The 4,549-nt window shown below is 41.2% G+C and carries 4 protein-coding genes; 2 read left to right on the top strand and 2 right to left on the bottom strand.

The window, feature by feature from the left end; all coding sequences use genetic code 11:
• The coding region (locus WBA23_RS06305) for a DUF808 family protein (RefSeq protein ID WP_424581401.1) at window positions 1–778 on the top strand (778 nt) is incomplete at its 5' end.
• A gap of 135 nt (window positions 779–913) precedes the next feature.
• Here WBA23_RS06305 and WBA23_RS06310 read toward each other — a convergent pair.
• Both WBA23_RS06310 and WBA23_RS06315 read right to left on the bottom strand, forming a co-directional pair.
• Entirely contained in the window at window positions 914–2,218 is a 1,305-nt protein-coding gene (locus WBA23_RS06310) for an ABC transporter permease (RefSeq protein WP_424581402.1), read from the bottom strand.
• A complete protein-coding gene (locus tag WBA23_RS06315) occupies window positions 2,215–3,114 on the bottom strand; it encodes an ABC transporter ATP-binding protein (protein ID WP_424581403.1) in 900 nt (299 codons plus the stop codon). The genes WBA23_RS06310 and WBA23_RS06315 overlap by 4 nt, the downstream gene beginning before the upstream one ends.
• A gap of 312 nt (window positions 3,115–3,426) precedes the next feature.
• Here WBA23_RS06315 and WBA23_RS06320 point away from each other — a divergent pair.
• Window positions 3,427–4,549 (top strand): M28 family peptidase (locus WBA23_RS06320; protein ID WP_424581404.1); only part of this gene is annotated, 1,123 nt, incomplete at its 3' end.

Here is a 4,549-nt window from a genome sequence, read left to right on the forward strand (position 1 = left end):
CGATAAGGCTTCGGGCTTTGTTTCATCTAGAGAGTTACCAGTCTTATGGAAAATAGCGAAAGGCTCTTTTCTCAATAAATTAATTATTCTACCTGTTGCTTTTCTCTTAAGCGCCTTTCTGCCGGCAGCTATTGTTCCTATTTTGTTACTTGGTGGTATCTACCTAGCCTACGAGGGTGCCGAAAAAATATTTGAATTTTTGTTTCATAGAAATGAGGTAAAGAATAGCGTTAAAGTTGCAGAAATGACTGAAGCGGAAGCGGTAGCCCGTGAAAAGAAGAAGATAAAATCGGCTATCATTGTAGATTTTATCTTATCTGTAGAGATTGTAATTATTGCGTTAGGCACCGTAATAGAAGAACCGCTTACCGTACAAATTGCGGTAGTGACCGTGGTTGCCATTCTAGCTACTATAGGGGTTTATGGGCTAGTGGCTTTATTAGTAAGAATGGATGACTTAGGGTACAAATTAATAGCAGCAAGCGACGGTAAAGCTGGATTTTCTAAAAGCGTAGGAACTGCTTTAGTAAAAACATTACCGTTTATCATCAGAGGTTTGGCAGTAGTTGGTACGTTAGCGATGATTCTGGTTGCTGGGGGGATATTCGTTCATAATATACACTTCCTGCATGATCTGGTGCATACTTTACCCACCATCTTAGGAGAGTTTATTGTTGGATTAGTAGTAGGATTTATATCCTTGCTCATCGTCAAAATTTTCCTAAAAATTAAGGGCACTAAAGAACAACCTAATAGCAATAGTATGCATCGTGCCTAATAATTTGGTAAACATTGCGGTGTCGTACACTAAGTATCAACCAACATAAGCGAAAGAGTTGGCTATCATTATTAATTTAGTAGTATTTCAGTAGTAGCAATTATACCTCGTTAGGAAGCTTTCTATAGCATTTATCTACTGAAATAGCCACTTACCTATGGTTTTATAATTTACCTTGGTGCCGTAGGTTAAAATACCAATGCGGTAAATTTTGGCAGCAATCCAGGTGGTAAAAATAAAGCCTCCCACAAGCAGTACCATTGATAGAATCAACTGCCAAGTGGGTAATCCGAAAGGAATCCGCATCATCATAACCACGGGAGAGGTGAAGGGAATCATCGACATCCAAAAGGCCAGAGTGCCATTGGGTTCATTCAGAATAGCCGCCAGCGTAACAATAGAGATGATTAGTGGGGCAGATACCGGTAACATAAACTGTTGGGTATCGGTATCTGAATCAGCAGCGGAACCTACCGCCGCAAACAAAGCTCCGTACATTAAATAGCCTCCTAAGAAGTAAAAGATAAAACAGGAAATGAGCAAGGGAATATTAACTGAATCAAAGGCAGATGAAATGTTCTGCATTGCTTCCAACTGCGGATTGCTTTCGGGCATTTGAGCCATTGCTGGGGGCGTAGCGGCTTGGCTGGCTAAATCTGGAAAGAAACTTCCGGCCACGTTAACAATTAACAAGGTTAAACCTACCCATAGCAAGAATTGGGTTAAGCCTACAGAAGCTACCCCAATTACCTTCCCGACCATGAGTTGAAACGGGCGCACCGACGAGATAATAACCTCCACAATCCGGCTAGACTTCTCCTCAATTACTCCGCGCATTACCTGGGCACCGTAGAGAAATATAAAAATGTAAATAAGGAAAGCACCCACGTAACCAACGGCGGAAGCTACCTCGGCATTACCCTGTTGCTCTTTTCCCGCTTGCCCCAGATTAATAGTATTGATACTGACCTGAGTTTCTAGTGAATCTAGCATAGCGCGACTAATATTAGAGCGTTCCATCTTCACATCGCGAATATTTTGACGTAATGTGCCACGAATGTTATTAAGCAATTGTAAACTAGGATTACTTTCGGCAAAAAATGTAACCCCCTGCGGATCGTTAATATCGATCGCGGGAATATATAATAGTCCGTAGCGGTTGCTCTCCGAAAAATTGGCTTTAGCATCATCAATAGACCGGTTAATATATTCGTAGCGAATATTGCTATCCTCATCGTCTTGAAAGCTATTTGCCAGCAGACCACTTTCATCGATTACTGCAATCACCTTTTCATCACTGCTCTCACTAGAAGCCAGCCAAATAGGGACTACTACAATACCCGCAAAGAGGAGTGGCCCCAGAATAGTCATGATAATAAATGACTTTTTACGGACGCGTGTCCAGTATTCTCGCTTAATAATTAGTCCTATTTTTTTCATCGTACTGCCGCAATAAAAATTTCGTTAATCGTCGGTATTTTCTCCTGAAAAGCGTGTACTTCTACTTGAGGGATTAGTTCGAGCAGTAGCTCATTCGGACTTACTGTCTCGGGAATTTGCACTGTGGATTTCAGGTAGTCGTTTTCAATATTTTCTTGCTGAATTAGTTGATAATCAAGGTTTAAGCCATTCAAATTACCCACATGGGATACTTCATAGGTATTAGAGCGAAACTGGTTTTTAATATCCTGCTTCTTACCATCTAGCACCTTCTCTGATTTATTAATTAGTGCAATGTGCGTACACAGTTCCTCTACCGATTCCATCCGGTGGGTAGAGAATATTATTGTCTTCCCTTGTTCCTGTAATTTCAGAATTTCATCTTTAATAAGGTTGGCATTTACCGGATCAAAACCGGTGAAAGGTTCATCTAAAATGATTAAATCCGGCTCATGCACCACGGTAGCAATAAACTGGATTTTCTGCTGCATTCCTTTAGAGAGATCTTCAATTTTCTTCTCACTCCAGCCAGAAATCTCTAAACGCTGAAACCAGTCTTTAATGCGACGTATGGCCTCTGAGCGAGATAAGCCTTTAAGTTGGGCCAAATAGATAAGCTGTTCGCCAACTTTCATCTTTTTGTATAGCCCCCGCTCTTCCGGCAAGTAGCCAATATCGGCAATATGCTTGGGCTGTAGTATTTCATCTTTGATGCGTATCTGCCCCTCGTCGGCTACAATAATTTGGTTAATAATACGAATGAGCGTAGTCTTTCCCGCTCCATTAGGTCCGAGTAGCCCAAAGATAGACTGGGTCGGAATAGTGATACTCACATCCTTCAACGCTTCGTGATTCGCGTACCGTTTGGATATATGTTGGGCTTCTAATAAATTCAAGGTCAGTTAATTTTATCGGCTAAGAACACCAATTCAAGATTAGAAATCAAATTCGCTAAACCACAAAGAAAACAATAACTTTACAGTTAGAGTATATTTGAGTTTCGTTTTTGAAACCGAAAATCCAGGATTTGGTAGCTGGACAAGTCAATTTTTGAGAAAATAGCTGAGGCTATGGGCGAAAATATTGACGAAGTACAGACGGTAAAGACGAATTTGTAGGCCAAAAGATAAAGGTTAAATATACTCTCATGCTGCATTAGTAGCAGAAACCTGATGATTATTACACGCCCGATCAATTTTTTAAAGAAAATGCGTAAATATCTCTTTGTATTACTACTTTCCCCCTATTGCAGTGGCTTAGTCGCGCAATCGCCGCATATGGATACTTTGGCTAATCGTTACGCTCAAACGATTACTCAGGAAGAATTGCGGGAGCACTTGCAAATTATCGCTTCCGACGATATGGAAGGGCGAGAAACCGGTAAGGCCGGGCAGAAAAAAGCAGCCGCATATATTGCGGGCTACTTTGCCGGACTGGATTTGCCTCCCGTGGTTGGTGACACCTCTTATTATCAAACCTATCCTATTGTTCAGAGTGAATGGCGCGAGCCTTACGTAGAGATCAATGGAAAACGCTTTATTTTTCTGGAAGACTTCTTTTCTTTTTTCCACTTCGCTGACCCCATTGATACATCATTTAGCCAAGTGATATTTGCTGGCTACGGTATTTCAAGTGAGAAATACGATGACTACAAAAATATCAATGTAGCTGGGCAGGCCATAATGGTACTATCGGGCGAACCTCAGAACAAAGATGGTGAGTATTATGTAACCAATTCTACCGAATCTTCTCGTTTCACTAAAAACCTAGTGGCGAGCTTAGGTACTAAACGCGTACTAGCTGGCATTGAAGATGCTACGCTGGTTATGGTTGTTGACGATCAATTTAAACAACACGTAAACCGTTATGCGATGGTAGCCCAGCGACCAACATTAGCACTAAAAGATAACAAGCCCAGTAGTAGCTTAATTATTATTTCTCCTAAAATGGCCCAAGCACTAAGTGGAAAGAATGATCTAAAAAAATTACGTCAACGAATTGATCGGCGAGGAAGAACAACTCGCTTTACAAATGATGTGTCTCTGGAAGTAGATTTGAAGCAGAACATTGAACAGATTACCTCTGAGAATGTACTAGGCTACGTAGAAGGAAGTGATCTAAAAAACGAGTTGGTAGTAGTGACAGCTCATTATGATCATATTGGTAAGCAAGGTGAGGTAGTAAACAATGGAGCGGATGACGATGGTTCAGGTACGGTAACCGTATTGGAGATTGCTGAAGCATTCATAGAGGCAAAAAAAGCTGGCTACGGCCCGAGACGTAGTTTGTTATTCATGACCGTATCGGGTGAAGAAAAAGGGCTGTTCGGAT

The sequence above is a fragment of the Tunicatimonas sp. genome, assembly GCF_049647865.1.
In the GTDB taxonomy this organism is placed as follows: Bacteria; Bacteroidota; Bacteroidia; order Cytophagales; family Cyclobacteriaceae; genus Tunicatimonas.

Bases quoted from the DNA above. Each gene is read 5' to 3' on its own strand.
- WBA23_RS06310 (WP_424581402.1), bottom strand. From the start codon at position 2,218: ATGAAAAAAATAGGACTAATTATTAAGCGAGAATACTGGACACGCGTC.